This is a genomic window from Kaistia soli DSM 19436 (assembly GCF_900129325.1).
Classification (GTDB): Bacteria; Pseudomonadota; Alphaproteobacteria; order Rhizobiales; family Kaistiaceae; genus Kaistia; species Kaistia soli.
In genome coordinates this window covers 1,368,120-1,393,838 of record NZ_FQUP01000001.1, presented here as the reverse complement: position 1 = coordinate 1,393,838, position 25,719 = coordinate 1,368,120, and the positions used below count along the sequence as shown (strand labels likewise).

Annotated in this window: 24 protein-coding genes; 14 read left to right on the top strand and 10 right to left on the bottom strand. The window is 65.1% G+C overall.

Translation table 11 applies throughout. The annotated features are described in order from the left end of the window. Positions 1-98: 98 nt before the first annotated feature. Both BUB39_RS06855 and BUB39_RS06850 read right to left on the bottom strand, forming a co-directional pair. Positions 99-1,598, bottom strand: a complete 1,500-nt coding sequence (locus tag BUB39_RS06855; RefSeq protein WP_073052194.1) for a M81 family metallopeptidase — start codon at positions 1,596-1,598, stop codon at positions 99-101. Between the two features lie 6 nt (positions 1,599-1,604). After that, entirely contained in the window at positions 1,605-1,979 is a 375-nt protein-coding gene (locus BUB39_RS06850; RefSeq protein ID WP_084526946.1) for a RidA family protein, read from the bottom strand. A gap of 137 nt (positions 1,980-2,116) precedes the next feature. Between BUB39_RS06850 and BUB39_RS06845 the strand changes: the two genes are divergently transcribed. Together BUB39_RS06845 and BUB39_RS06840 are read left to right on the top strand one after the other, a co-directional pair. Further along, on the top strand, positions 2,117-2,878 hold the full coding sequence (locus BUB39_RS06845) for an SDR family oxidoreductase (protein WP_073052193.1): 762 nt from the start codon (positions 2,117-2,119) through the stop codon (positions 2,876-2,878). A gap of 71 nt (positions 2,879-2,949) precedes the next feature. Then, positions 2,950-4,014, top strand: a complete 1,065-nt coding sequence (locus BUB39_RS06840; protein WP_073052192.1) for a D-TA family PLP-dependent enzyme — start codon at positions 2,950-2,952, stop codon at positions 4,012-4,014. Positions 4,015-4,031: 17 nt separating this feature from the next. On the opposite strand, the gene BUB39_RS06835 is transcribed toward BUB39_RS06840, so the two are convergent. Next, positions 4,032-4,310, bottom strand: coding sequence for a hypothetical protein (locus tag BUB39_RS06835; RefSeq protein WP_139251369.1), 279 nt, complete (start codon positions 4,308-4,310; stop codon positions 4,032-4,034). Between the two features lie 221 nt (positions 4,311-4,531). After that, positions 4,532-4,741, bottom strand: a complete 210-nt coding sequence (locus BUB39_RS06830) for a hypothetical protein (RefSeq protein WP_073052190.1) — start codon at positions 4,739-4,741, stop codon at positions 4,532-4,534. A 112-nt stretch (positions 4,742-4,853) separates the two neighbouring features. On the opposite strand from BUB39_RS06830, the gene BUB39_RS25170 reads away from it, so the two are divergent. The 3 genes from BUB39_RS25170 to BUB39_RS06815 all read left to right on the top strand — a co-directional run bounded on the left by BUB39_RS25170 (position 4,854) and on the right by BUB39_RS06815 (position 7,975). Further along, positions 4,854-5,192 carry a hypothetical protein gene (locus tag BUB39_RS25170; protein WP_139251368.1) on the top strand — a complete coding sequence of 113 codons (339 nt, stop codon included), beginning with the start codon at positions 4,854-4,856 and terminating at the stop codon, positions 5,190-5,192. A gap of 204 nt (positions 5,193-5,396) precedes the next feature. Beyond that, the gene (locus tag BUB39_RS06820; protein ID WP_244540167.1) at positions 5,397-6,809 is read left to right on the top strand and encodes a pyridoxal-phosphate dependent enzyme; all 1,413 of its coding nucleotides are present in this window, start codon (positions 5,397-5,399) and stop codon (positions 6,807-6,809) included. Further along, the gene (locus tag BUB39_RS06815; RefSeq protein WP_073052188.1) at positions 6,806-7,975 is read left to right on the top strand and encodes a cystathionine gamma-synthase; all 1,170 of its coding nucleotides are present in this window, start codon (positions 6,806-6,808) and stop codon (positions 7,973-7,975) included. Before BUB39_RS06820 ends, BUB39_RS06815 begins: the two co-directional genes overlap by 4 nt. Before the next feature lie 5 nt (positions 7,976-7,980). Here the strand turns inward: BUB39_RS06815 and BUB39_RS06810 are convergent, their stop codons facing one another. Both BUB39_RS06810 and BUB39_RS06805 read right to left on the bottom strand, forming a co-directional pair. Next, complete coding sequence (locus tag BUB39_RS06810) at positions 7,981-9,612, bottom strand: FMN-binding glutamate synthase family protein (RefSeq protein ID WP_210187040.1); 1,632 nt, start codon at positions 9,610-9,612, stop codon at positions 7,981-7,983. A gap of 47 nt (positions 9,613-9,659) precedes the next feature. Beyond that, complete coding sequence (locus BUB39_RS06805; protein WP_244540166.1) at positions 9,660-11,834, bottom strand: hybrid sensor histidine kinase/response regulator; 2,175 nt, start codon at positions 11,832-11,834, stop codon at positions 9,660-9,662. Positions 11,835-12,170: 336 nt separating this feature from the next. Between BUB39_RS06805 and osmF the strand changes: the two genes are divergently transcribed. The 5 genes from osmF (at position 12,171) to BUB39_RS06780 (ending at position 16,513) form a co-directional block, all read left to right on the top strand. Continuing rightward, positions 12,171-13,088 (top strand): glycine betaine ABC transporter substrate-binding protein OsmF, encoded by a 918-nt coding sequence (osmF, locus tag BUB39_RS06800; RefSeq protein ID WP_425292897.1) that lies wholly within the window; start codon positions 12,171-12,173, stop codon positions 13,086-13,088. 19 nt (positions 13,089-13,107) lie between these two features. Continuing rightward, positions 13,108-14,259 carry an ABC transporter permease gene (locus BUB39_RS06795; protein WP_073052186.1) on the top strand — a complete coding sequence of 384 codons (1,152 nt, stop codon included), beginning with the start codon at positions 13,108-13,110 and terminating at the stop codon, positions 14,257-14,259. Beyond that, positions 14,256-15,188, top strand: a complete 933-nt coding sequence (locus BUB39_RS06790; protein ID WP_073052185.1) for an ABC transporter ATP-binding protein — start codon at positions 14,256-14,258, stop codon at positions 15,186-15,188. The genes BUB39_RS06795 and BUB39_RS06790 overlap by 4 nt, the downstream gene beginning before the upstream one ends. Beyond that, positions 15,185-15,940, top strand: coding sequence for an ABC transporter permease (locus BUB39_RS06785; protein ID WP_073052184.1), 756 nt, complete (start codon positions 15,185-15,187; stop codon positions 15,938-15,940). The genes BUB39_RS06790 and BUB39_RS06785 overlap by 4 nt, the downstream gene beginning before the upstream one ends. Before the next feature lie 132 nt (positions 15,941-16,072). Next, positions 16,073-16,513, top strand: coding sequence for a DUF2934 domain-containing protein (locus BUB39_RS06780; protein ID WP_073052835.1), 441 nt, complete (start codon positions 16,073-16,075; stop codon positions 16,511-16,513). A gap of 90 nt (positions 16,514-16,603) precedes the next feature. Here BUB39_RS06780 and BUB39_RS06775 read toward each other — a convergent pair whose 3' ends face one another. Then, entirely contained in the window at positions 16,604-17,962 is a 1,359-nt protein-coding gene (locus tag BUB39_RS06775; protein WP_073052183.1) for a sigma-54-dependent transcriptional regulator, read from the bottom strand. After that, positions 17,959-19,788 carry a sensor histidine kinase gene (locus BUB39_RS06770; protein ID WP_073052182.1) on the bottom strand — a complete coding sequence of 610 codons (1,830 nt, stop codon included), beginning with the start codon at positions 19,786-19,788 and terminating at the stop codon, positions 17,959-17,961. The genes BUB39_RS06775 and BUB39_RS06770 overlap by 4 nt, the downstream gene beginning before the upstream one ends. Positions 19,789-20,020: 232 nt before the next feature. Between BUB39_RS06770 and BUB39_RS06765 the strand changes: the two genes are divergently transcribed. Both BUB39_RS06765 and BUB39_RS06760 read left to right on the top strand, forming a co-directional pair. Continuing rightward, positions 20,021-21,367 carry a dicarboxylate/amino acid:cation symporter gene (locus tag BUB39_RS06765; RefSeq protein ID WP_073052181.1) on the top strand — a complete coding sequence of 449 codons (1,347 nt, stop codon included), beginning with the start codon at positions 20,021-20,023 and terminating at the stop codon, positions 21,365-21,367. A 204-nt stretch (positions 21,368-21,571) separates the two neighbouring features. After that, the gene (locus BUB39_RS06760) at positions 21,572-22,471 is read left to right on the top strand and encodes a hypothetical protein (RefSeq protein ID WP_073052180.1); all 900 of its coding nucleotides are present in this window, start codon (positions 21,572-21,574) and stop codon (positions 22,469-22,471) included. A 212-nt stretch (positions 22,472-22,683) separates the two neighbouring features. Here the strand turns inward: BUB39_RS06760 and BUB39_RS06755 are convergent, their stop codons facing one another. Continuing rightward, on the bottom strand, positions 22,684-23,223 hold the full coding sequence (locus BUB39_RS06755; protein WP_073052179.1) for a cytochrome b/b6 domain-containing protein: 540 nt from the start codon (positions 23,221-23,223) through the stop codon (positions 22,684-22,686). A gap of 10 nt (positions 23,224-23,233) precedes the next feature. Next, the gene (locus BUB39_RS06750; RefSeq protein ID WP_084526944.1) at positions 23,234-23,512 is read right to left on the bottom strand and encodes a PepSY domain-containing protein; all 279 of its coding nucleotides are present in this window, start codon (positions 23,510-23,512) and stop codon (positions 23,234-23,236) included. 144 nt (positions 23,513-23,656) lie between these two features. On the opposite strand from BUB39_RS06750, the gene BUB39_RS06745 reads away from it, so the two are divergent. Both BUB39_RS06745 and BUB39_RS06740 read left to right on the top strand, forming a co-directional pair. Beyond that, positions 23,657-24,316, top strand: coding sequence for a response regulator (locus tag BUB39_RS06745; RefSeq protein ID WP_073052178.1), 660 nt, complete (start codon positions 23,657-23,659; stop codon positions 24,314-24,316). Continuing rightward, positions 24,313-25,692 (top strand): ATP-binding protein, encoded by a 1,380-nt coding sequence (locus tag BUB39_RS06740; protein WP_073052177.1) that lies wholly within the window; start codon positions 24,313-24,315, stop codon positions 25,690-25,692. The genes BUB39_RS06745 and BUB39_RS06740 overlap by 4 nt, the downstream gene beginning before the upstream one ends. Positions 25,693-25,719: the final 27 nt, after the last annotated feature.

Sequence of the window (25,719 nt, the reverse complement as noted above, 5' to 3'; positions counted from 1 at the left end):
TTTCCACAATCATGCCGCAAGACACACACCTGTCAAGCATCATTTTGCAGGTTTTCCGCAAGATCACGCTGATTATGCGCGCAACCTGAAAGGCGTTTTCACTGTTGGGTCAAAGCCTGATCGAGATCGGCATGCGGATTCTCGACGCGCGGCCAGATCGGCCGGTCGAGCTTGCGATAATCCGTCAGGCGGGGATTGGAGGGATAAGGCGCGCCCGCATCGATATAGACGATCTCCGCCGCGATCGGCGCGAAGCCGGCATAGAAGTGGTTGGTCGACTTCACCAGCAGCATCGCCTTTTCAGAAGGATCGATGCCGAGATTGCTGAGGATGTCGGGCTCGAAGGTCTGCGTGCGGTTGGTGTTGAGGATCACGTCGATGGTGGTGCCGACGATGCGGACCACCGCCGCCGGCCCGAGCGTCACGCGGCTGCGGCCAAAGCTCTGCCAGCCCTCCTCGGTGGCGCGGAGCACGTCGACTTCCGCATCGACAGGCGCGCCGCCGTCAGGCCCGGCCTTGCCGCCGAAACGAAGCTGGATGCGCGCGCCCTCTCCTGCCGCGAGACAGAAGGTGACGGCAATCGGATCCCAGATCGTCGCGACCGCGATGCTGTCCATCCGCCGCTCGATCATGCGCCGGAGGATCAATGTCCCGTCGCCCGCGACGCCGCCGCCGGGATTGTCCCAGGTATCGGCGATGACGACCGGCTTGCCGGGATCGGTCGCGGCGAGCGCCGCGGCGCGGTCGAGCCCCTCATCGATGCCGAATTGCGGCATCATCGTTTGGCCGCGCAGCGCAAAGATCTCGAGGCCGAGCCGCTTCGCCAGCGCGTCGCCGCCGGCCTGATCGCCATCAGTTACCACCATCATGCGCGTGCCGAGCTCGGGCACGTCACCGGCCATGAAGCCGTGAATGAGGGAGATCGACAGCACGCCATCATGCCCTTCCAGCGCCTTTACCCGATCGACGAACGAGCGCATCGGCTCACGGCTCGTCGGAAACACCTCGATCATCCGGCAATCGAAGGTCGAAATCACCGGCTTGATCGCGCCGCGGACGGCGCGGATGGCGAGATCGACGACATGCTCGCCGCGCTCATAGAAATCGGTGTGCGGAAATTCGAGGAATGCCGCGAGGATATTGCTGTTCGCAACCCGCTTCGCCGTCAGATGGCTGTGAGGATCGAGCTCGGCGGCGATGACGACATCTGGACCGACGATCGCGCGGATCCGTTCGAGCAGATCGCCCTCGCAGTCGTCATAGCCCTGCGCCACCATGGCGCCATGCAGGCCAAGCACGACACCGTCGACGGGCAGCGCTGCACGGAGCTGGTCGAGAATCTCGTCGCGCAGTCCTTCATAGGCGGCGCGCTGGATGAGGCCACCCGGTTCGGCCCATGTCGCCGTGCCCTCGACGAGATCGATCCCTTCGGCCTCGGCCCGGCGGCGTAGCGCGACGATCGGAGAGGAGCAGAGCGTCGGCGTCGCCGGATGCTCGCCGGGAGCAGCATAGAAGGCCATCTCGAAGCTCGCCCGGTCGGTCGGGACCGGCGAGAAGGTATTGGTCTCGGTCGCGAGCGACGCTGTGAAGATCCGCATGACGGGTCAGCCGAGCGGCGCGTAGGCGATGGCTTCGATCTCGACCTTGATGTCGATCATCAGCTGCGCCTCGACAGTGGTGCGGGCTGGCGGCTCCATCGGGAAATAGGTGGCATAGACGGCGTTGAAGGCGGCAAAGTCGTTGGCGTCGGTGAGGATCACAAACGTCTTCACCACCTGGTCGAGCGTGCAGCCGGCCAGCGCCAGCGCCGCCTTCACATTCTCCATCACCTGTCGGGTCTGTGCCTCGATGCCGCCCGGGACGACATTGCGATCGCTATCGGTCGGCACCTGGCCCGAGATGTAGACGAAGTCGCCCGCCCGGACGGCTGGCGACAGCGGAACATGCGAGGCTCCGTAAACCGTTTTCAACTTCGCCACCGATCTCTCCCGCTCTGAAGCACCGCGATGCCCGCATTGCTATGTAAATTCCTGTGCCGAGGGCCCGTCAAGCGCCAAATCATGTTGCTTTTTTTCATTTTGGCGCGAAGCTGGTGCGTCTGACGAGGGGACGCGCGATGTTCGGAATGGCGGGAAAGCATGTCGTGATCAGCGGCGCTGGAGGCGGCATCGGCCGCGCGCTCGTCGCCCTGTTCCTTGAAAGCGGCGCGCGCGTCACGGCCTGCGACCGCGATGCGGGCCTGCTCGCGGCGCTTCCCGATGTGACGACCGAGACCTTCGAACTGACGGACCGCGCCGCGACGACCGCCGCCATGGAGCGGATCATCGGCCGATCGGGGGCGCCCGATGCGATCATTGGCAATGCCGGATTCACGCGCGCCGAGCGCATGGCCGATATCGACCCCGATGTCTGGGACAGCGAAATCGCAATCAACCTCACGGGCACCTATAATCTCATCGCCCCCGCCCTTCCCGCCATGATCGCCGCGGGCGGCGGATCGATCGTCCTGGTCTCCTCCGTCAACGCCATCGCCCATTTCGGCAATCCCGCCTACTCCGCCGCCAAGGCCGCGCTCAACGCCTATGCGCGCGCGCTTGCCGTCGAGCATGGACAGCACGGCATCCGCGCCAATTGCATCTGCCCGGGATCGGTACGCACGCCCGCCTGGGATCATCGCATCGAGAAGCAGCCGCAACTGCTCGACGACGTCGTGCGGTATTATCCGCTCGGTCGCCTCGTAACGCCGGAAGAAGTTGCCCAGACCGCGCTCTTCCTCGCCTCGCCGCTTTCCTCGGGCATCACCGGGACAGCTATCGCCGTCGATGCCGGACTGACGGCCGGCAATCGCCGTTTCGTCAGCGAAGTGCTCGGCGGCTGACAAGGCGCTTGACCGTCGCCGATCCGTTCGCGAAGCCTCGGATTGTCGCCAGGACCCGAAAAGGACATTGCATGCCCGCTCATATCGACCAGCTGGAAACGCCAACGGTCCTGATCGACGTCGACCGCGTCGAGGCCAATCTCACTCGCACGCAGACCTATGCCGATGCGCATGGATTGAAGCTCCGCCCGCACATCAAGACCCACAAGCTGCCGCGCTTCGCGCATCGCCAGGTCGAGCTCGGCGCCATCGGCATCACCTGCCAGAAGCTGGGTGAAGCCGAGGTCATGGCCGATGCAGGCATCGAAGATATCCTGCTGCCCTACAACATCATGGGGGCAGAGAAGCTGCATCGACTGCGCCGCCTCGCCGACCGGGTCACGCTCGCCGTCACCGCCGACAGCCTCGCCACCATCGAGGGCTATGCGCGCGCCTTCGCCAACGCCACGGCGCCGCTGCGCGTCCTTGTCGAGTGCGACACCGGCATGGGACGCTGCGGCGTGCAGACGCCCGATGAAGCACTGGCGCTTGCGCAGGCGATCGATGCCAGCCCCGGGCTCGTCTTCGAGGGCCTGATGACCTATCCGCCCGCCGGAGCGCCGGCCGCGGCGCGCGCCGTCCTCGCGGCAATGGCCGGCGCGCTGCGCGATGCCGGCCTGCCGCCGACGATGATCTCGACAGGCGGCACGCCCGATCTCTGGGCGGCGCATGAGACACGGATCGCCACTGAATATCGGCCCGGCACCTATATCTATCTCGACAGGTATCAGGTCGCAAAGGGCGTCGGCACGCTTGACGATTGTGCGCTCACGGTGCTGACGACGGTGGTGAGCCGCCCGACGCCGGATCGCGCTGTGATCGATGCCGGCTCCAAGGCGCTGACCAGCGACCTGCTCGGGCTCTCAGGCCATGGCCTCGTGATGGGCTATCCCGATGCGGTGATCACCGGCCTCAGCGAGGAACATGGCACGATCGATTTGTCGGCGTCGGAGCGGAAGCCCGCCATCGGCGAACGGCTGCGCATCGTGCCGAACCACGCCTGTCCGGTCTCGAACCTATTCGATCGCGTCCATCTCGTTTCGGGCGAGCATGTCAGCGCGACGGAGACAGTCGCGGCGCGCGGCCGGGTCGACTGAGCGGCGTCAGCCGGCGGTCAGTCCTCGGTCGGCTGTTGGCGGAGCGAATCGATTCCGCGAGTCAATTGCTCGTCGAGCTGGCGCAGAAACGCGGCATGAGTGTCGAGTTCGTCGCGCCGCCTTTCGCCGCGCACGAGAAAACGTTCTGCTTCCTGGATGAGGATCGAACTCTTGCCGTCCTCGCCCTCATCGCCCTCGATGACATCGCCATAGAGAAATGCGGCACGCGAGCGCGCATCTTCAAGGCGCGCAGCAAGACCGCTGGCCTCGCTCTCCGTATCGGAAAGCGCGCGCATGACGACCTGTTGAATGGATGACAGTCGGTCTATGTCACTGCGAAGATCACGCTCCTTCGAGCGAAACCGGGGGAAAAGCACGTGGCGTTCCTTATCGAACGATGCCGCATCGCAATCAATGCGATCCGTCACGGAACTATACTATTCCCCCAGTGGATTCGCCAAGGCGGTATCCACCACCGATAGAATGCCTGTTCGCGCTACAGTCCAGCGCCGGCATGTCATGCCTTGCTGGCGGCGCCCTTCGCGGGAGCCTTCGAGCTTCCCAGTTCTTCGATCATGTGTTCGACGGCCATGATCGAATTCTCGATATCGGAAATCTTGCGGATGGCACTATCGGTGGGCAAAACGCCGGACAACGCCGCCTGCGAGATAAGCTTCTGCTGCTCTTCGACAAGGCGCCCCCGGAGGGCAACCAGTTTCTTCTGCATAAGTGATGAACTCCTGAACCGCTGCCATTATAGGCCGCGTGCTGCCAGCGGCAACGAGTTTCACTGCAACTGAATTTGTTCTCGCGTCCGGCGGGCCTGCAACGCCACCGCCATGGGCCGTCGCCATGGGCACCTCCGCCAGGAAACCGTTGGACAAACAGGTGATCAGAGGCTCAGCCGCTTTGATGCCTTGATTTCGCTGCCGAATAAACGGATTCTTCACGAAGAGAATCATAACGGCGGGATGAGATCGATGTTGCGTCGAATATTCCTGACGGCTGCCCTTGAACGACTGGTTGATGAGGGCAAGATCAAGCGTCGCTCCAAGGCCTTCCGTATCATGCAGATGGTGATCAGCGACGGCGCGGCGGTGCTGGACGACACGCAGCGGCGCGTCTACGACCAGATCATCGTTCCGCAGATCGAGCAGCTCGAGCGGCGCGTGTCCTGACGCCAGCTTTGGCCGTAGGCTTAGCGCTGAAATGGAATTGCGCGTGCAGCCGCCCTATAGGCTGATCGATTGCCGGGGGCGTGCCCTATATGCCGTGCAGCGGAAAATCATTCCGCGCGCTTGCGTCCGATGGAGATATCCTGCCCTTGAGCGGGCTCGGCCTTCCCACTAGATGAAGGCAAGGTTTCCCGTGCCGGAGGCAGGATGATGACAAACTCCCGGAGCGATGTCGCGCTGCCTTTGCCGCCGCCTGTGCGCTCCAGCCTCGATCTGATCGGCCGCACGCCGATCGTCGAGCTGACGACCTTCGACACCGGACTCTGCCGCCTTTTCGTCAAGCTCGAGAGCCAGAACCCCGGCGGATCAATCAAGGATCGCATCGCCCTTTCGATGATCGCCGCCGCCGAGCGCGATGGCCGCCTGAAGCCAGGCGGGACGATCGTCGAAGCAACGGCCGGCAATACCGGCCTTGGGCTCGCCCAGGTCGGCCTGCCAAAAGGCTATCATCTCATCTTGGTCGTTCCCGACAAGATGTCGCGCGAGAAAGTGCAGCATTTGCGTGCCCTCGGCGCCGATGTGCGCACGACGCGATCCGACGTCGGCAAAGGTCATCCCGAATATTACCAGGACATGGCCGAGCGCATTGCTGCCGAGACCGGCGGTTTTTACGTGAACCAGTTCGGCAATCCCGCCAACCCTCTGGCGCACGAGACGACGACCGGCCCCGAAATCCTGGAACAGCTTGGAGGCGACGTCGATGCAGTCGTGGTCGGCGTCGGCTCGGGCGGCACGCTGTCGGGTCTCGGACGCTTCTTCCGCCGCGCGTCGCCGAAGACCAGGATGGTGCTCGCCGATCCGAAGGGCTCGGTGCTGGCGCCGCTGATCGAGACCGGCCAGATGATCGAGGCGGGCTCCTGGGCGGTAGAAGGTATTGGCGAGGATTTCGTACCGCCGAATGCCGATCTCTCGCTGGTCGCGCGCGCCTTCACGATTACCGACCGCGAAAGCATCGCGACCGCACGCGCGCTTCTGGCCCAGGAAGGCATCCTGGCCGGCTCGTCATCAGGCACTCTGCTCGCGGCGGCGCTGCGCTATTGCCGGGAGCAGACCGAACCAAAGAACGTCGTCACCTTCGTCTGCGACAGCGGCAACAAATACCTTTCCAAGGTCTTCAACGATGTCTGGGTCGCTGAGCAGGGGCTCGCCGAGCGGCTGAAACACGGCAATCTCCGCGATCTCGTCGCGCGCTCGCACGCCGAAGGCGGCACGGTCACCGTGTCGCCGGCCGATACACTGTCGACCGCCTATGGCCGGATGCGCGGTGCCGATGTCTCGCAATTGCCAGTCATCGAGGATGGCCGTCTCGTCGGCATCCTCGATGAGAGCGACGTTCTCGCGGGCCTTGGACGGTTGCGCCAGGGCGAGCCCGGCAAATTCAGTGCGGCTGTCGCGGATTCGATGGTCACCCATCTCCACACCGTTCCCTCGACAGCGCCCGTCGACGCGTTGCTGCCGATCTTCGAGCGAAACGAAGTCGCGATCGTCATGGACGACGACGAATTCGTCGGCCTCATCACCCGCGTCGATCTCATCAACCATCTGAGGCTCTCGCCTTGACCGCATCTGAACGCTCGAACCGCCTCGCCTTCGCCACCCGCACTATCCATGGCGGCCAGAGTCACGATCCGCTGACGGGCGCGGTGATGGTGCCGATCTACGCCACCTCGACCTATGCGCAGGAAAGCCCGGGCGTCCACAAGGGCTTCGAATATGCCCGCTCGCAGAACCCGACTCGCTTCGCTTTCGAGCGGGCGATCGCGGATCTCGAAAGCGGCAGTGCCGGATTTGCCTTCGCGTCAGGCCTCGCTGCGATCTCCACGACGCTCGAGCTGCTCGACAGCGGCGACCACATCGTCGCGACCGACGACATCTATGGCGGCACGTTTCGCCTGCTGGAGCGCGTGCGCAAGCGCTCCGCCGGTCTCGACGTCTCCTTTGTCGACTTCACGGACCTCGCCGCAGTCGAAGCGGCGATCCGTCCGGAAACAAAGATGCTTTGGGTCGAGACGCCGACCAACCCGATGCTGCGCATCGTCGATCTCGAGGGCGTCGCCGCCATCGCGCGCCGACACAATGTCATCGCGGTCGCGGACAACACCTTCGCCAGCCCTTATATCCAGCGCCCGCTGGAACTCGGCATCGACATCGTCGTGCATTCGACGACCAAGTATCTGAACGGCCATTCTGACATGGTCGGCGGTTCGGTCGTTGTGGGCTCGCGTGCCGACCTCGCCGAGAAGATCAAATTCCTGCAGAATGCCGTCGGCGCGATCTCGGGCCCGTTCGACAGTTTTCTCGCGTTGCGTGGCCTGAAGACCCTGGCGCTCCGGATGCAGCGGCACTCGGAAAACGGCATGGCGATCGCCCGCTTCCTGGAAGCGCGGCCCGATGTGAAGAGCGTCCGCTATCCGGGTCTCGAAAGCCATCCGCAGCATGATCTCGCCCGGCGGCAGATGCATGCCTTCGGCGGCATGATCACCGTCGAATTCGACCGCGATCTCGCCGCGACGAAGCGCTTCCTGGAGCGGGTGCAGCTGTTCGCCCTCGCCGAAAGCCTCGGCGGCGTCGAAAGCCTGATCGAGCATCCGGCCACCATGACGCATGCTTCGATCCCGGCCGACCAACGTGCCGCGATCGGCATCTCGGATTCGCTCGTCCGCATCTCCGCCGGCATCGAGGAGGCCGACGACCTCATCGCCGACATCGTGCAAGCGCTTCGCTGACGACACTATACGGGCAGCGCGTCGAAACTTTCGGCCTGCGCCCGCGCCCAGACGGTCTGATAGAAGCCCTCCTTCGCGGCGGGCTCTAACAGTTCGCCCGGCTTCAGGAAAACGTGCAGCTGCGACAGCAGGCGGATTTCCGTTGGCGTGACGCGGCGCGCAAGATGATGCGGCGCGAGTTGCGCGGGGTGGCTGAGACCCGCGGCGGCGAGCATCTCGGCGAGCGCCGCGAGCGTATGGCGATGGAAGGCCGCAACCCGCTCGGCCTTGTCGGCAACGACGAGCGAGCGCTGACGCAGCGGATCCTGCGTCGCAACGCCTGTCGGGCAGGTGTTGGTATGGCAGGACAGCGACTGGACGCAGCCGATCGCGAACATGAAACCGCGGGCCATATTGACCCAGTCGGCTCCGGTCGCGAGGCAGGATGCGATATCGAAGGCCGAGATCACCTTGCCGGCGACGCCGATCTTGACCTGAGGCCTGAGACCCGCGCCGACCAGCGTGTTGTGGACCAGCAGCAGGCCCTCATGCATCGGAATGCCGATGTGATCGGTGAACTCGACCGGTGCGGCGCCCGTGCCGCCCTCGGCACCGTCGACCACGATGAAATCCGGCACGATCCCCGTCGCCAGCATCGCCTTGACGATGCTCATGAATTCCCATGGATGGCCGAGGGCGAGCTTGAAGCCAACCGGCTTGCCGCCTGAAAGACGGCGAAGCTCCGCGAGAAACCGCATCATGCCGAGCGGCGTATCGAAGCTCGAATGGCGCGCCGGCGAGATGCAGTCGCGGCCCTCGGGAATGCCCCGGACGCGGGCAATCTCGGCCGAGACCTTGTGGCCCGGCAAGATGCCGCCATGGCCTGGTTTCGCGCCCTGGCTGAGCTTCAGCTCGATCATCTTGACCTGCGGGCTTGCGGCACGGGCCGCGAACTTGTCCGGATCGAAGCTGCCATCGTCCTTGCGGCAGCCGAAATAGCCGCTCGCCACCTGCCAGACGAGATCGCCGCCGAACTCCTCGTGATAGGGGCTGATGCTGCCCTCGCCGGTATCATGCGCGAAGCCGCCCTCGCGCGCGCCCTTGTTGAGCGCTCGTATCGCGGCGGCTGACAGGGCGCCGAAGCTCATCGCCGAAATGTTGAGAACCGACGCGTCGTAGGGCTGGTCACACTGTTCGTTGCCGATCGGCACGCGAAAGCTCGCCGGATCTGGCACCGGGACAGGGCGCACCGAATGCCCCATGAATTCGTAGCGCTCGCCATAGACATCGAGCAGCGTGCCGAATGGCCTTTGGTCCGGCTCGTTCTTGGCCCGCTGATAGACGAGCGATCGCTGCGTGCGCGAGAAGGGCACTTCGTCGCGATCATCCTCGAAGAGATATTGCCTGAGCTCCGGCCGCACCTCCTCGAAGAGGTAGCGCATATGTCCGATCACCGGATAATTGCGCAGGATGGCGTGGCGCGTCTGGATGAGGTCGCGAATGCCGATAAGACCGAGCGCGGCGAAGATCGCGAGTGGCAGGAAGCCGCGCCCGGTTGCGATCACCAGCGTCAGAAAGACGAGCGCGAGCAGGAGGCAGGCGGCAAAGATGAAATAGCGATTGAGAATGGAAGGCATGGCGAAGGTCTTGTCTGCCATCACGGCGCCCCTCCCCGAGGCGTCGCCTGCGGCGGCGCGCGCCGCCGTCAGGAATCGAGCGCGGCCCGGACGCTGGCCGCAAGCTGATCGATCGAGAAGGGTTTGCCAAGCAGGCGGACACCCGGATCGAGGAGGCCGTTATGCACCACTGCGTTGCGCGTGTAGCCGGTGGTATACAGCACCTTCATCAGCGGCCGCAGCGCCCGCGCCCGATCGGCGAGTTCTCTTCCGTTGATGTCCGGCATGATGATGTCGGTGAACAGGAGATCGATGCGCGAGTTGGTTTCGATCAGCTCCAGCGCACGGCCGGCTCCGCTGGCATCGATGACCGTATAGCCAAGATCGCGCAACGCCTCGACGCTGAGCTGCCGCACGCCGGCCTCGTCCTCCACCACAAGGATCACCTCGTCGGGCGAGCCCGTCGGCCGGCCATCGACTGCCGGCTGATCCTTGTCGAATTCGGCATCGACCCCGTAATGGCGCGGCAGGTAGATCTTTACCGTCGAGCCCTGGCCAAGCTCGGAATAGATCGTGACCTGCCCGCCGGACTGGCGAACGAAGCCATAGACCTGCGACAGGCCGAGGCCGCTGCCCTTGCCGATTCCCTTGGTCGTGAAAAAGGGTTCGAAGACACGCTTGATGATTTCGGGCGGCATGCCCGTGCCCGTGTCGGTCACCGCGATCATCGCATATTGTCCGGCGGGAACATCGCCGTTTGCCGCCGAATAAGCCGGATCGATGCTCGCATTCGCCGTCTCGATCGTGAGCCGTCCACCCTGCGGCATGGCATCCCGCGCATTGACCGAAAGGTTGAGGAGCGCGTTCTCAAGCTGGGCCGGATCGACACGAACCTTCCAGAGCCCGGCGGCGAGTACCGTTTCGATGCGAATCGACTCGGTCAGCGTCCGCTGCAGCAGATCCGACATGCCGGCGACGAAGCGGTTCGGGTCGATCGTCTGAGGCGCAAGGGGCTGCTTGCGCGCGAAGGCGAGCAGCCGCTGCGTCAGCGCGGCGGCCCGGCTGGCGCCTTCCTGAGCTGACGTCAAATATTTCTCGATGTCGCGTTCGCCGCGCTTCAGACGCTTCTCCATCAGCCCGAGGCTGCCGACGATGATCGCCAGCATGTTGTTGAAGTCATGTGCGATTCCGCCCGTCAATTGACCGATCGCCTCGATCTTCTGCAGTTGGCGAAGCTGGTCCTCGGCGGATTCGCGGCGCTTCATCTCAACCAGCAAACCCTCGTTGGCGGCAGCCAGCGACAGTTGCGAAGCGTGCCGCATCCGGGAATCCCGGATCGCCAGCCAGCTCAGGACGCCGAACAGCGCGATCGCGATGGCCGGCACCGGGAGGATGTTGGCGAGCCACGACTTCCACCCGGCGACAACAGCAGCATCAGAGATATCGACCGTCAGATAGATCGGATGGTCGCCGACCTTGCGGAAAGCGCCAAAGCGGCCATTCGGGCCTTCGGAGGCATATTCGCCATCGCCCGGCGCGTAGGCGACGCTCTTGCCAAGCCCTTCGGGCGTTGCCGGCCGCTCGCTACGCTCGGGGAATTCGGCCAGCACCTCCAGCGTCGGCACACGGGTAATCGTGACTCGCGCATCATAGGGGAGCGCCACGCCCTGCCAATAGTCGCTGAAATAAGCGAGGTCCGCCGTAACCGAGACCATGCCGTTGAACCCGCCATCCGCGGTCTGCATGCGGTTGGAGAGCAGGAATGTCGGCCGCCGCGTGACCTTGCCGCGGATCAGCGGCCCGACAAACAGTTCGTCGACCGGAAGTTGCGATGCCTTGAAATTCTCGCGATCCGAGGCGTCCGACTTCGGGGCGGGAAAGGCAAAGGATGTCGCGCGGAGCTGACCGGTCGAATCGTTCAGCCAGACATCCTCGATATAGGGAATCGCACTCGCAAGATCGCGGAACTGTCGCGCCAGTTGCGGATTGTTGGCGATATCGTCCCAACTCCGGCCCGCGGCGAGCGAGCGAGCGCTGGAGAGCGCGATCATCGCAACTTCGAACAGCCGATTGGCATGGTCCGAGAGAAAAAAGGCTTCCGTCACCAGCTCGTTTTTGGCGTCCCGGAAGCGCTGCTGATATTCGCGTTGCGCCAGATATGCCGTCGTCGCCAGCGTCAGCAGGATGCCCAGCATGCCCATCAATGCGACGAGACGGGTGACATCGAGATTGAGACGCAGCTGTTTCGCGGTCGAGAAAGGCAAGTGGGGCTCGCGGCAGTTGAGTGATACCGTTCAAAGCCTATACGCGACGGGTTCCTAACGCCAATGCGCGCTGAGCCGCGAGGGCGAACGAAATGAGGGCTCGGCAACAGCGTTCGCAATTCGACGCAATTGGGGCAACGCCGAACCACCGCACCGAGAAAGAACGCAATAAATCGAGCTCCAATTGCCGATGACCACGAAGAACGAATAGGGTACAGTTCCTGAAATTCGGTTTTTTTGCCCAACCCTGGGGGGCTGGGCCGAGCGCGTCATTCATACCCATCGCATCAATCGCCGCTCCAGAGCGGCCCTTGAAGGAGACGAAGCATGATCGCCATCCTCAATCGCCGCGCCTTGATCGCGGCAACCATGGCAACGCTGATGGGCGCGACGCTTGCCCAAGCGGCCGACCCCGTCCGCGTTGGCTCCAAGATCGATACCGAGGGCGCGCTCCTCGGCAACATCATTATCGATGTCCTTGAGGCCAACGGCATTCCTACCGTCAACAAGGTCTCGCTCGGCAATACCAAGATCGTCCGGGGCGCCATCACTGCCGGCGAGGTCGATCTCTATCCGGAATATACGGGCAACGGCGCGTTCTTCTTCTCGATCGACAGCGATCCGGTCTGGAAGAACGCCAAGGAAGGCTATGAGAAGGTCAAAGCTCTCGATTACGACGCCAACAAGATCGTCTGGCTGACGCCCGCCCCGGCCGACAACACATGGGTGATCGCGGTCCGCAAGGATGTCGCCGATGCCAACAATCTGAAGACGCTTGAGGATTTTGCCAAATGGCTGAACGGCGGCGGCACGTTCAAGATCGCCGCGTCGGCTGAATTCGTCGAGAGCCCGGCGGCTCTGCCGGCGTTCCAGACTGCCTATGGCTTCAAGCTCGGGCCGGACCAGATCGTGACCCTCGCCGGCGGCGATACGACGACATTCATCCGCGCTGCGGCGGAACAGACATCCGGCGTCAACGGCTCCCTCGCCTATGGCACGGACGGCGCCCTGGCCGCGCTCGGCCTCGTCGCGCTGGCCGACGACAAGGGTGTACAGCCGGTTTATGCGCCGACTCCGATCATCCGCGAGGCAGTCTTGAAGGACTATCCGCAGATCAAGGATCTGCTCGCTCCTGTCTTCCAGTCCCTCGACGCGCCGACCCTGCAGGGCCTCAATGCGAAGATCGCCGTCGATGGCCAGGATGCCGGCCAGGTTGCTTCGGACTACCTGAAGTCAAAGGGCTTCCTGAAATAACGAAAGCGCGGAAACGCGGATGTTGAAGAACCGCGTGCTCCTGCTGCTGGTCGCTGTCGGCTTGGCCGCGGCGGCCGGCCTTGCCTTCGTGACGCATGCGCCCAACCGGCTGCTTTCGGGCCAGGCCGTCAGCTGGGCTATCGTGCTCGGCGCGGGCCGGTGGATGGCGCTTTTGCCTGCGCTCCCGCTCGTCGTTGGCCCGTTCTTGCCGCAGAGCCGTGCGGTGCATCTGGTTCTCGCCGTCTCGGCCGCTGCGCTCGCCGCCTCCTTGCTCTGGCTGGCCGGCGACGTGGCGATCCGTCTTGCCGACACGGCAACGCCATCGGCGCGCACGTCCTTCGGTGGTGCCTTCTGGCTCATCGAGGCAATGGCTGCGCTCGCGGCGGCCGACGCGCTCCAGCGCGGCATTTCAAATCCGGCGGCGCGCATCACGATCGGCGCCGTGCTGATCCTGCCGATCCTGGCGGTGATTGGTGGCGGCGCGATCGACCAGCTTTCAATCATGAAGGAATATGCCAACCGGCGAAGTGTCTTCGCTACCGCGGTGGCGACGCATCTCGCCATCGTCGGCGCAACGCTTCTGCCGACGCTTGGCATCGGCCTGCCGCTCGGCGTCCTGCTCGATCGCCGCGCGCGGTTGCGGAGACCGGTCTTCGCCGTGCTCAACATCATCCAGACGATCCCGTCGATCGCGCTGTTCGGCCTCCTGATCGCGCCGCTCGCCGGCCTCGTGGCATTCGCGCCCCTCCTCGGACGGATCGGCATCTCCGGCATCGGCGCAACGCCGGCGATCATTGCCCTGACGCTCTATTCGCTTCTGCCCATCGTCAGAAGCACCACGGCGGGGCTCGAACAGGTGCCGGGTTCCGTGGTCGACGCGGCGACCGGCATGGGCATGACGCCGGCCCAGATCTTCCGACGCGTCGAGGTGCCGCTCGCCCTGCCCGTCGTCGTCGCGGGTCTTCGTGTCACCGTCGTGCAGGCTGTCGGCCTCACGGCCGTTGCCGCGCTCATCGGTGCGGGCGGCCTCGGCGCGATCATCTTTCAGGGATTGAACGGCAGCGCAATCGACCTCGTCTTGCTGGGCGTCGTGCCGCTCGTCGCCATCGCCATCACCGCCGACATCGCGCTGAAGCTTGCCGTCACCATGCTCAAGATGAGGTCCGGATGATCACCTTCGAACATGTCGGCAAGACCTATGGCGACTGGACGGCGATCGACGATCTGTCGCTGCATGTCGCCGAGGGCGAGTTCTGCGTGCTGATCGGCCCGTCTGGCTCCGGCAAGACGACGACGCTCAAGATGATCAACCGCCTGATCGAGCACGATCGCGGCCGCATCCTGTTCGAAGGCGCGGAAATCCGCTCCTTCGCGCCCGAGCAACTGCGCCGGCGCATGGGCTATGCGATCCAGTCGATCGGGCTCTTTCCCCATTGGACAGTGGAAGAGAACATCGGCGCCGTGCCGCGCCTGCTCGGTTGGCCGAAGAGCCGCATCCGCGACCGCGTGACCGAGCTGCTCGGCCTGCTTGCTCTGGAGCCCGAGCGCTTTCGCGACCGCTATCCACGCCATCTCTCCGGCGGGCAGCAGCAGCGTGTCGGCGTCGCGCGCGCGCTTGCGGCCGATCCATCCGTCCTGCTGATGGACGAACCCTTCGGCGCGCTCGACCCGGTGACGCGCGACACGTTGCAAGCCGAGATGCTGCGCATCCACAAGGCTTCCGGCACGACGATCGTCCTCGTGACGCATGACATCGACGAGGCGATCCGCCTCGGCTCACGCATCGTCATTCTCGACGGCGGCCGTATCGTGCAGTCCGGCACGCCACGCGCGATCCTGACAAAACCGGCCAATGATTTCGTCGCCGATTTCGTCGGCCGCGAGGATATCGGCATCAAGCTTCTCTCGATCGAGCGCGTCAGCGACCGCATGCGCCCTGGCGAGACGGCCGAAGGCGAGCCGATCGCCGCTGACGCCAGCCTTCGCCATGCCCTGTCCCTTTTCGTCGCCCGCGGGATCGATCGCCTGCCAGTCATCGGCCCGTCCGGAACGCTCGCAGGCGCGATCCGCCTTGCCGATCTCACGGGTGGGCCGACGTGAGGCGCTGGCTCCGAGATCCGCTGATCTGGACCGGCATTGCGCTGGTGGCGCTTGTCGTCTTCATGCCGGCGCTGAAGCCGGTCTTTGCCCTGCTGTTTCCGGATCAGGATCGACCGCTGTTCGAGCAGGACAGCTTCATAAACCTGACTCTCTCACATATCGGCCTCGTTGCGGCTTCGAGCGCGATCTCTGTTCTAGTGGGCGTTTCGCTCGCGCTCTTCGTCACGCGGCCCTCGGGTCGCGAGTTCCGGCCACTGGTGGAGACCGTGGTGGCGACCGGGCAGACCTTCCCGCCGGTCGCCGTGCTCGCCATCGCCGTGCCGCTCATCGGTTTCGGCGCGATGCCGGCTCTGATCGCGCTGGCGCTCTACGGGCTGCTGCCGGTGACGGAGGCGACTGTCGCTGCCATCGAGCAGGTTCCAGCCGGCGCACGCGAGGCGGCGCGTGGCATCGGCATGACCCCGGCCGGCCGCCTTCGACAGATCGAATTGCCACTGGCCGCGCCGGTGATCCTCGCCGGCATCCGCACCTCGGTGATCATCAATATCGGCACGGCGGCCATCGCCTCGACGGTCGGCGCCAAGACGCTCGGGCTGCCGATCATCATCGGGCTCAGCGGCTTCAACACGGCCTATGTCGTTCAGGGGGCGCTTGTCGTCGGGCTGCTCGCGGTGGTCACGGATCTCGCGTTCGACCGCCTTGGCAGCATGCTGGACCGCTGGAAGCGCGACGATGTCGTGGCCTCAGCATGACGCACAAATTTCGGCGTCGAATCTGTAACGAAGCAGTGGCACACTCTGCGCGCGCAATAAGGTCGAGGAACTTCGATCGACTGCCGCGCGTTGCAGGTGGTCACAGCCGCGCCGATGGAACAGGAGCATGCCATGCCAGGGAAGAGCGACGAAGCGATCCGTATCAGGGCCTATGAGATTTGGGTGGCCGAAGGCCAACCGCATGGGCGGGACTGGGATCACTGGTTGATGGCGGTCGCCGAAGTCGAGGGCGGCGACAAGCCGGCCAAGAAGGTCAAGAAAGCTGCTGCCGACAAACCGGCAACTGGCAAGGCGGCTAAGGCCCCTGGCAAGGCAGCGAGCGCCAAGGCCGTGAAGGAAGAAGCGCCCAAGACCGCCGCAGCAAAGGCTGCCCCGAAGGCCAAGGCTTCGTCCAAGTCGAAGACGCAGAAAGTCGATAGCGAGGCGCCAGCAACCGTAACGGAAGCCGGCAGCAGCGCGCCCGAAGCCACGGCCGCCGCTGAAGCAGCGCCGGAGGGCACAACCTCCACAGCGAAGAAGACACGCGCGCCGAAGGCAAAGACAGCGGTCTGACACCGCCTCCCGTTCACATCTCGGCCAAGGCAAGTGCCACCCGCCCATTGGGCTCGGTGGCACTTGGCTTTGGCTCAAGTCGCCCTGCGATCAGCCGGGATCTCCCGGCTCGAACGCAGCGCGGGTGATCCCGTGCCGCTTCAGCTTGTCGTAGAACGTCTTGCGCGGCAGGCGCAGCCTCTCGATCGTCGTCCGTACATCGCCGCCGCTCTCGCGAAGCGCGGCACGGAGGAGGTCTGCCTCGAAACGGTCGACGCGCTCGGTCAACCCGCCCTCGCCCGCCGTCGCGACATCCTGCATGACAGGCGACGCCTCGTCATCGAGACCCAACGCGTAGCGTTCGGCGAAATGCAGCAACTCGCGCACATTCCCGGGCCAGTCATGCGTTTCGAGATGCGTGCGCGCCGCGGCCGTCAGATCGGGCTGCGGTCTTCCGAAGCGTTGCGCGGCGCGGCGGAGGAAGAAGCCGAAGAGCAGCGGGATATCCTCTCGCCTTTCGCGCAGCGGCGGGACGCGGAGGGTTACGACGTTTAAACGGTAATAGAGATCACTGCGAAAATCGCCGCGCGCATTGGGATCGGACAGATCGACTTTCGCGGCCGCGACGACACGGAGATCCACGGCGCGGTCCTCGTTCGTCCCGAGCGGTGCGATCCGCCGCGTCTCAAGCACGCGCAGCAGCTTCACCTGCAGGCCCGGCGGCATGGATTCGATCTCGTCGAGAAACAGCGTGCCGCCGTCCGAGTGCTCAATGCGCCCGATGCGTCGCTTCTGAGCGCCGGTGAAGGCGCCGGCTTCATGGCCGAACAGTTCGCTCTCGATGATGCTCTCCGGCATGCCGCCACAGTTGAGGGCCACGAACGGCCGCGTGGCCCGCCGGCTCCAGCGATGAAGATGCTCGGCAACGACCTCCTTGCCCGACCCTGTCTCCCCTTCGACGAGGACATCGACATCTGCGTCGGCGATCTGGCGGATCGTGGCGCGCAGCCGCCGCATCGCCGGCGCATCGCCGAGAAAGGTGATGTCGTCCGCATCGCCTGTTGCCGCCGCGCGCAGGCGCCGGTTCTCCAGAACCAGCGCGCGCTTCTCCAGCGCCCGGTGCACGGCCTCGACCAGACGGTCGCTGGCGAAGGGCTTTGAGATGAAATCGTAGGCGCCGTCCTTCAACGCGGCCACCGCAAGTTCGACATCGCCATGGCCGGTCACGAGGATCACCGGCAAATCCGGATCGAGCGATCGGACGCGCTCGAAAAGCTGCAGGCCCGAAAGGCCGGGCATGCGGATATCGCTGACGACGACGCCCGGGAAATCCGCATCGACAGCAGTGAGAGCCGGCGCTGCGGCCGCAAAAACCTGCGGGCGATAGCCGGCGAGTTCCAGCGTTTGAGCCGTCGCGGCGCGCATGTCTGGATCATCGTCGACGAGGATAACGGGCGCAGCGTCGCTCATGGCGCGAGCCTCAGTTCGAGGACAAAAACGGCGCCCTCCGCGTCGCCCGGCTCAAAACGCAAAGCGCCGCCGAATTCGCGCGCGATCTCGCTCGAGATGACGAGGCCGAGGCCGAGGCCGGCTTCCTTGGTGGTGACGAAGGGCATGAACAGCGTTTCGGCGACATCGGCCGGGATGCCCGGCCCATTGTCCGCGACACGAACCAAGACAGCCGCATCATCGCTCTCGACACTGATCAGAATCCGCCCCTCCGCTTGGCCCTTCACGGCGTCGAGGGCGTTCTGAAGCAGGTTGACCAGGATCTGCTCCAGCCGGATGCGGCTCGCCAGCACGATCAGATCCGGCGCTGCCCGCCGGCGCTCCAGTGCGACCCCGCTATCGCGGATGCGGCCGGCCAGCAGCGACAGCGCGCCTTCGATCGCGTCGTCGAGACGCACCGGTCCCATCGGGCTGGTGGCGCGCCGCGCAAAGCCGCGCAGCGTGCCGGTGATCTCGCCGATCCGGTCGGCCATCCGCGCGATCGCGCCCATGTTTTCGCGTGCCTGATCGGTGCGACCGGTTTCGATCATCCGGCCGGCATTGTCGGCATAGGCGCGAATGGCGGCGACCGGCTGATTGATCTCATGCGCGACGCCGGCCGCGATCTGCCCGAGAATCGAGAGCCGGTTGGCCTGCGCGAGCTCGTCGCGCAGCCGCCGCACACGTTGCTCCGCCGCCTCGCGCACCTCGATCTCACCGGCGAGTGCCGTATTGGCGTGGCTGAGTTCGCCGGTGCGTTCCAGAACGCGCCGCTCAAGCTCGGTATTCATCGCGCTCAGCGCCGCCTGCCGCCGACGGATCGACAAGCGACGCCGCTGAACGGCGACGCCAACCGCGATCACGGCAAGGAGTGCGGCGAGCGCGATCGATATCGCCGTGCGAGATGTCGAAGCGACCGCCGCGTCCGCCGGCACGAGAACCGTCATCCGCCATTCCGGCGCGACCGCGCCGACGGGGCCCGTCGCGACGGCGAAATGCGCGCGGGCATCACCGGGTCCGATCAGCACAAATCCGTCGCTGTCGGTCTTAAGCGGCACGGGCGTCAACGGCGTATCGCCAAGCTGCAACGCCCGCCGTGCCGCATCTTCGTCGGCAAGCGGCGCGAGGAGACCAAAGCGCCAATCCGGCCGGCTCGTCGCGAGGACGATCCCCTGCGGATCGAATGCGTAGACGGTATAGCCGCTCTCGCGCCAATTGGCCTCGACCCGGTCGAGCTCGACCTTGACCACGACGACGCCAAGCGCTCCCGGAGGGCCGTCGACGCGATGCGAGAGATAGAGGCCGGGCCGCCGGCTGACCGTGCCGAGCGCGTATTGCAGCCCGCGCCCAGAGGCCATGGCCGCGGTGAAATAGGTGCGGAAATCATAGTCGCTGCCGACGAAGCTGTCGGGCGCGTCAAAATTCGATGCGGCGAGCGTGATGCCGTCGCGGCCGACCAGATAGAGCACGCTGGCGCCGGCCTCCGCTGCGAGCGCCTTGAGCTTGGCGCTCATCGCCCTCGCGCGCTGATCGTCCGGGGACCGAAGCAGGGCGACCACATCGCTGTCGACCGCGAGGACGGCAGGGAGAAGCTGCTGCTTGGAAATCTCGCCCGACAGCACAGTGGCGGCGAGCGGCAAGGTCGAGGCGGCGCGCCCATCGAGGTCGGCCATAGCGAGAGAGCGACCGTAGCGATCGGCACCGATGACCGCAGCGCTCACAACGGGCACGGCGAACAGCAGCCCGGCGGCGGTCCAGAGCCGGGCCGAGCCCCGCGCGGCAGCGATCGGGATGCCTGAGACGGTCATCGCTGCAGCCTAGTGCGAAATCCCGCACTAGGAAATCCGCCTCGTGCGGAAATTCGCACAACTCGCGACGATGTCGGCGTCAAAATCGCGGATTTCTGCCGTTTCAAACGGATGGCACAGCGCTTGCGGCTATGACCACGGGACGAAGCGCGTGTGCGAAGAAAGTGCCGCCGCTGCGGGAGGAACCAGTCCGGGGCCGCCGTCTCACCCGGACGAGGAGGAGGACCTTTCCATGGCCATCAGCATCCCATCAGCTGCGCACGTTCATCGTCGCAAGCCCTTCTATGCCCAGCTCTATGTGCAGGTTCTGACTGCGATCGCGCTCGGCATCGCCGTCGGTCACTTCTATCCGCAACTCGGCACCGATCTGAAGCCGCTGGGCGATGCGTTCATCAAGCTGGTCAAGATGATCATCGCGCCGGTCATCTTCCTCACGGTCACGACAGGCATCGCGGCGATGCACGACCTTCGCAAGGTCGGCCGCGTCGTCGGCAAGGCGATGGCCTATTTCCTCACCTTCTCGACGCTCGCGCTCGCCATCGGCCTCATCGTCGCGAATGTCGTGCAGCCCGGCGCCGGCTTCAATGTCGACCCGGCGAGCCTTGATCCCGCCGCCGTCCAGAGCTTCGCCGAGAAGGCGCATGACCAGACGATCGTCGGCTTCCTGATGAACATCATCCCCACCACCATGGCCGATGCGCTGGCTTCGGGCGATATCCTGCAGGTGCTGTTCGTCGCGGTCCTGTTCGGCATCGCGCTCGCCATGGTCGGCGAGGCCGGCGAGCCGGTGACGCGCTTCCTGACTGCGCTCACCGTTCCGATCTTCCGCCTCGTCGCCATCCTGATGAAGGCTGCCCCCATCGGTGCATTCGGCGCAATGGCCTTCACCATCGGCAAATACGGCATCGGCTCGGTGGTCAACCTCGCCTTCCTGGTCGGCACCTTCTACCTGACCTCGATCCTGTTCGTCCTGATCGTGCTTGGCGCTGTGGCGCGCTACAACGGCTTCTCAATCCTGAAGCTGATCCGCTACCTGAAGGAGGAATTGCTGCTGGTGCTTGGCACCTCGTCGTCCGAAGCCGCCCTGCCCTCGCTGATGGAGAAGATGGAGAAGGCCGGCGCCAAGCGCTCGGTCGTCGGCCTTGTGGTCCCGACCGGCTATTCGTTCAATCTCGACGGCACCAACATCTACATGACGTTGGCGGCGCTGTTCATCGCACAGGCCACCAATACGCATCTCTCGCTCGAACAGCAGGTGCTGCTGCTCCTCGTCGCGATGCTGTCGTCAAAGGGCGCCGCCGGCATCACCGGCGCTGGCTTCATCACCCTCGCTGCGACACTCTCGGTGGTGCCGACCGTGCCGGTCGCCGGCATGGCGCTAATCCTCGGCGTCGATCGCTTCATGTCGGAATGCCGCGCACTGACCAATTTCATCGGCAACGCCGTCGCCACGCTGGTCGTCGCCCGCTGGGAAGGCGAGCTGGACGTGGCACAGATGAAAGCCGCACTCGACGGCGATCTCGACGACGAGACCGTCCTGATCGAGGCTCCCGTCCCCGGTCTTGTCGCGGCCGAATAGCGCCAGCGACCGTTGCTTGAGAGGGGGCGCGTTGTCGCGCCCCTTTTTCATTTGTCGGAACCAAAACCGCGACGCCGCCGTTTAGTGATCATCTGGTTCACTAGTGGAGGCTGACAAATGGGTCGCTCAATTCTTCTCTGGCTGCTCGGTATCCCGATTCCGATCATCATCCTCCTTGCCCTCTTCTGGCACTAGGGGAATACGATGACCATCGTTGCAACATCGGCGCCCGTAGCGGCGCCGGAATCGTCGCAATCGGCGATATCATGGGGCGCTATTCTCGCCGGCGCGGCAGCGGCCTCGGCGGCTTCGCTTTGCCTCTTCGTTCTCGGATCCGGCCTCGGCTTCGCCGCAGTCTCACCCTGGTCGAACGCGGGTGTCGCAGCTGGCACCTTCGCCGTCTCGGCAGCGATCTGGCTCGTCATTGTCCAGTGGCTCGCCTCGGCGCTCGGCGGTTACGTCACCGGCCGTCTGCGGACGCGCTGGGTTGGCGTTCACACCGATGAGGTGTTTTTCCGCGACACGGCGCATGGCTTCCTTGCCTGGTGCGTCTCGACGCTGATTGCTGCTCTTCTGGTCGGCTCGGCAGTCGTCGGAACGGTTTCAACCGGCGTTCAGGCCACCACGTCCGTGTTGTCAGGCGCGGCGCAGGGTGCTTCGCAGGGCGCGGCCCAGGCAGCTGGCAATATCAGCGATCCATCGGGCTATCTGGTCGATACGCTGTTTCGCCCGGTCTCCGATCAGTTGCCGCCGACCACGCCGGCCACCAATCAGGGCGACGTCCGCACCGAGGCAGGACGCATCGTTGCGACCAGTATCGCCAATGGCGAGATGACGGATGCGGACAAGGCTTATCTGGCCCAGCTCATCGCTGCTCGGACCGGAATACCTGCAGCTGACGCCGAGAAACGGGTCAACGACATGCTCGCTCAGGTCGAGGCTGCCAAGACGAAGGCCAAGGAAGCAGCCGATGCGGCCCGCAAGGCCGCGACGACGACAATGCTGCTCGGCTTCGTAGCCCTGCTGATCGGCGCGTTCATCGCAGCGGTCTCGGCCGCTCTTGCTGGCAAGCTCCGTGACGAGGACGTTCCCTCGACAACTTGACCGTTGTCGGCGGGGTAGGATCAGGGGCGGCTTCGGCCGCCCCTTTTTTATTGCGTTGGTGAAGTTGCGTTGTCGTGAGCGGAACGCGGAACGCAATTTGGGTCTTCCAAAATGGACGAGAGCGGCCAACCGGCGTGGGTGCCGGCGGCCGCTCCACGACCCCCTTGCTGCTTCTCCGTGGGCGAGATTTGGCAGGGGATTCCTTGGCGACGTCAGCCCATTTCGTCGGCCGCGAGCCCGCGCTTCCGCCCGGTGATCATGGCAAGTGGCAGGTTTTCGCGGTGGCGAACGCTGGCGATCAGGACCCCGGCGACATGCAGCCCGATCAATCCGAGGATCACATAGGCGAAGGCGCCATGCAGTTCGGCCAGCCAATCGACGCCAAAGAACGCATCGGTGGTGAGCAGGTAGCCCATGGTCGCTTGGGCCGCGATCGCCAGCATCAAGGCGACGATCATCGCCCCGCCGGCCGGATTGTGGCCGAGGAACCGACGTTCCCGCCCTGCGGCGATATCACAGAGATAGCCGATCACCGTCGAGGGATGCCGCACGAAGGACGAGAAGCGCGCGGTACGCGGCCCGATCACGCCCCAGACGATGCGCACCGCAAGCAGCCCGGCGGCGACATAGCCCGCGACATGATGCACCGATTGCATGTCCTCCGCCGTCAGCCAGGCGATGGCGATCGAAATCGCCAGCGCCCAGTGGAACAGGCGTACGACCGGATCCCAGACCTTGACCTCGCCCGACATCGCGGCCTCCTCAGTCAGCCGCCACGTCGAGCATCTTCAGCGTCGCCGGATCGAAGAGTTTCTCCATCCTGGCGCTGCCTTTCACGGCATAGGCCTCGTAGCAGCCCTTCTGATGCTTGATCTTGCGAATGGTCCAGCCGTCCTTCTCGAGCTGGGCCTTCAGGGCGTCCGTGCTCTGGGCCTTTGCGGCGGGAACATTGCAGACGTCGGCCGCCAGCGCCGGACCGGCGGTGCCGATCGCGATCATCGCCGCCGTCGCCAGGAGCAATATCGAAGGGGTCGATTTCATCAGGGTAACCTCATTGTTGCAGTCGATTGGCTCGACGACCCGTTCTCCCCCATCGCCCTGACGCGAAGCTGACGCGGCCGGGACAACGCCGTAAGCTCCACGTCAGCCGGGACTGTTCCGTTCAGCGATTGGACGGGGAGCGACATGCGGATATTGCTGATCGAGGACGACGAGATGCTGGGCGGCGCCCTGCGCGATCACATCGCCGCGGAAGGCCATGCCATCGACTGGGTGCGCCGGATCGACAAGGCCGAGGACGCGCATGCGACGGTCGTCTACGATCTCGCTCTGCTCGATCTCAGCCTGCCGGACGGCCGCGGCCTCGACTTTCTGAAGCGCCTTCGGCGCCGGGGCGACACGACGCCCGTGATCATCCTGACCGCCATGGATCAGCTCTCGATGCGCATCGACGGATTGAATGCCGGCGCCGACGACTATCTGGTCAAGCCGTTCGACCTTTCGGAACTCATGGCCCGCCTCGGTGCCGTCGCCCGCCGCTATGCCGGCAACCCCAACCCGCTCATCACCATCGGACCGCTCGAAATCGACCAGGGAAACCGGACCGCCAGCATCGAGGGCCGTCGGCTCGACCTCACCGCGCGCGAATGGGCGATCCTCGAGCGTCTCGCGCAGCGCCCCGGAATGCTCATCTCGCGTCCGCAACTCGAGGACACGCTCTATGCCTTCGGCGCGGAGATCGAGTCGAATGCCGTCGAGGTCTATGTGAGCCGCCTTCGCAAGAAACTCGGGGCCAACCTGATCCAGACGGCGCGCGGCCTCGGCTACCGGCTTGCCGCTGAATGACGCAATCGGCGAGACGACGTCCTTCAAGCCTGACCCGGCGCCTCATCCTCTGGCTGACGCTTGGCGCCACCGTGCTTTGGCTCTGCGGCGCGCTCTTTGCGGCAGCGGTCCTGCAGCACCAGCTTCAGGCTGCCTTCGATGGCGGCCTTCGCGAAACCGCCGAACGGCTGCTCCCGCTCGCGGTGGAGGGCATGGACGGCGGCGCGCACGACGGCGATGAGAGCCTCGAAATTCCCGTCTTCGACGCCGCCGACGGCGAATACATCGTCTATCAGGTCCGCAACGCCAAAGGGCAGATCCTCGTCCGCTCCTTCGACGCCCCGATGGAGCCCTTCAAGGCGCCGCTGGCCAATGGCTTCAGCGAGGACGATGGCTGGCGCATCCTGACAATCGGCACGCAGGACGGGCGGTTCTTCATCCATGTCGCCGAGCAGCTCAGCCATCGCTCGGAGACCCTCGTCGGCAGCATCGCGACCCTCGTCCTGCCGATCGCAGCGCTGATTCCACTGTCTGCGATCGGGATCTTTCTCATCGTCCGTGCCGCCCTGAGGCCGCTCGGCGCGTTCAGCGCGGAGATCAGCCGCCGCGACGCCCGCAACCTCGCCCCGATCGAGACCGGCACCTTGCCGGTCGAACTCGCGCCGATGGGGGCGGCCGTCCAGGCGCTGATCGCGCGCCTTGCCGCGGCCTTCGAGGCGGAGCGATCGCTCGCTGCCAACAGCGCGCATGAATTGCGGACGCCCATCGCCGGCAGCCTGGCGCAGACGCAGCGTCTGCTGGCGGAACTCAAAGGCCAGCCCGCGGAGGCTCGCGCGCGTCAGGTCGAGGACAGCCTGCGGCGACTGCGCCGTCTGTCCGAAAAGCTGCTGGAGCTTGCCCGCGCCGATTCTGGCATGAGCGGCACAGCAAAGCCGCGCGATCTGATGCCGGCGCTCCGCCTGGTGGTCGATGATACGCGGCGCGCCATGGCCGATGCCCGTCGACTGAGGCTCGACATCGTCGAGGGCGCGTCGCTGCTGACGCCGCTCGATGTCGATGCCTTCGGCATTGCGATGCGAAACCTGCTCGAAAATGCCCTCCTACACGGCGATGTCGCGGCGCCGGTGACCGTCGCCGTGCCCGAAGATCGCGTCGTCGCCGTCACCAATGGAGGCCCGGCCGTCGCGCCGGAGCGCCTGGCGCTCCTCACCCGGCGCTTCGAGCGCGGCGACACCCGCGCCGAAGGCTCCGGCCTCGGACTCGCCATCGTCGACCAGATCATCGGCAATGCCGGCGGACAGCTGCAACTCGTCTCCCCGGCATCCGGCCGCATCGACGGCTTCGAGGCACGCCTCATCCTCCCGAGCGCGGACAGCGTCAGCGGGCCCGGGCGCTGACCCGACAGATTTCCTGGGGCAATCGCG

Coding starts and splice junctions, on each gene's coding strand:
- BUB39_RS06855 (WP_073052194.1), bottom strand. CDS start 1,598: ATGCGGATCTTCACAGCGTCGCTCGCGACCGAGACCAATACCTTCTCG.
- BUB39_RS06845 (WP_073052193.1), top strand. CDS start 2,117: ATGTTCGGAATGGCGGGAAAGCATGTCGTGATCAGCGGCGCTGGAGGC.
- BUB39_RS06840 (WP_073052192.1), top strand. CDS start 2,950: ATGCCCGCTCATATCGACCAGCTGGAAACGCCAACGGTCCTGATCGAC.
- BUB39_RS06835 (WP_139251369.1), bottom strand. CDS start 4,310: ATGCGCGCGCTTTCCGATACGGAGAGCGAGGCCAGCGGTCTTGCTGCG.
- BUB39_RS06830 (WP_073052190.1), bottom strand. CDS start 4,741: ATGCAGAAGAAACTGGTTGCCCTCCGGGGGCGCCTTGTCGAAGAGCAG.
- BUB39_RS25170 (WP_139251368.1), top strand. CDS start 4,854: ATGGGCCGTCGCCATGGGCACCTCCGCCAGGAAACCGTTGGACAAACA.
- BUB39_RS06820 (WP_244540167.1), top strand. CDS start 5,397: ATGATGACAAACTCCCGGAGCGATGTCGCGCTGCCTTTGCCGCCGCCT.
- BUB39_RS06810 (WP_210187040.1), bottom strand. CDS start 9,612: ATGGCAGACAAGACCTTCGCCATGCCTTCCATTCTCAATCGCTATTTC.
- BUB39_RS06795 (WP_073052186.1), top strand. CDS start 13,108: ATGTTGAAGAACCGCGTGCTCCTGCTGCTGGTCGCTGTCGGCTTGGCC.
- BUB39_RS06790 (WP_073052185.1), top strand. CDS start 14,256: ATGATCACCTTCGAACATGTCGGCAAGACCTATGGCGACTGGACGGCG.
- BUB39_RS06780 (WP_073052835.1), top strand. CDS start 16,073: ATGCCAGGGAAGAGCGACGAAGCGATCCGTATCAGGGCCTATGAGATT.
- BUB39_RS06775 (WP_073052183.1), bottom strand. CDS start 17,962: ATGAGCGACGCTGCGCCCGTTATCCTCGTCGACGATGATCCAGACATG.
- BUB39_RS06770 (WP_073052182.1), bottom strand. CDS start 19,788: ATGACCGTCTCAGGCATCCCGATCGCTGCCGCGCGGGGCTCGGCCCGG.
- BUB39_RS06765 (WP_073052181.1), top strand. CDS start 20,021: ATGGCCATCAGCATCCCATCAGCTGCGCACGTTCATCGTCGCAAGCCC.
- BUB39_RS06760 (WP_073052180.1), top strand. CDS start 21,572: ATGACCATCGTTGCAACATCGGCGCCCGTAGCGGCGCCGGAATCGTCG.
- BUB39_RS06755 (WP_073052179.1), bottom strand. CDS start 23,223: ATGTCGGGCGAGGTCAAGGTCTGGGATCCGGTCGTACGCCTGTTCCAC.
- BUB39_RS06750 (WP_084526944.1), bottom strand. CDS start 23,512: ATGAAATCGACCCCTTCGATATTGCTCCTGGCGACGGCGGCGATGATC.
- BUB39_RS06745 (WP_073052178.1), top strand. CDS start 23,657: ATGCGGATATTGCTGATCGAGGACGACGAGATGCTGGGCGGCGCCCTG.
- BUB39_RS06740 (WP_073052177.1), top strand. CDS start 24,313: ATGACGCAATCGGCGAGACGACGTCCTTCAAGCCTGACCCGGCGCCTC.